1 protein-coding gene is annotated in these 711 nt (G+C 63.0%); it reads right to left on the bottom strand.

The window, feature by feature from the left end; genetic code table 11:
- Positions 1 to 494 (bottom strand): hypothetical protein (locus tag JCM19049_RS16550; RefSeq protein ID WP_279403466.1); only part of this gene is annotated, 494 nt, incomplete at its 3' end.
- Positions 495 to 711: the final 217 nt, after the last annotated feature.

Here is a 711-nt window from a genome sequence, read left to right as displayed (position 1 = left end):
AAGGGATCCTGCCTTCGGGCGCCGGCTGCAGGCATGCACGTCCTAGGCCGGACGCAGGCTGAGCATGACCTGCCGCACCGTCTGGTATTCGGGCTCTGCACGATCTGGCGGGCCTGGTCCACGGTGACGTGGTCCTCGTCAAAGCCCAGCAGTTCGGGCAGGTCGCCGGTGGATTCCATGACCGAATACAGGTCCTTCTTGGGACTGAAGTAGGACAGCGCCGGCTGCTGCCCGCGTTCGGCGATCATCTCATCGTTGATGAGCATGACCAGGAATTTCTCCTCGGTATCCCCATCGGATTCGGTGCTCACGTAGTGCTCGGCATAGAAGCTGGCCGGTTTGCTGAGCTTGGCCGGCAACGCCTCCTGTTCAATCTTGGTGCGCTGGTACGTGTCCATGTCTCCGTCGGTGTCCTCCGCGGAGTTGGCCTTGAACTCGATCAGGGTTCGGCCCTTCTCGTTCTTGACCTTCCACTCGGTGAACGGGTTGTCCATCGGATCCTCGTTCGGGTCGCAGTGCTCGCAGTCATCGGGAACGACGGTCCAGTCCTTCGGATGCTTGAAGCTCAGGCCCTGGGTGGAAAACTCCTGCCACTGCGACGTCTGGGTTTCGCTGGGCTGCGGGGTCGGGCTGGTCTGGGTCTGGTTGGTTCACTGGACGGGGATGCGCTGCTCGGCGGTGCCGAGGTGGTGGGGGATGCGGTGGCGGGGG

The sequence above is a fragment of the Arthrobacter sp. JCM 19049 genome, assembly GCF_001310435.1.
The sequence above is the reverse complement of the archived record's forward strand: the minus strand, read 5'-3'. Positions and strand labels throughout refer to the sequence as shown.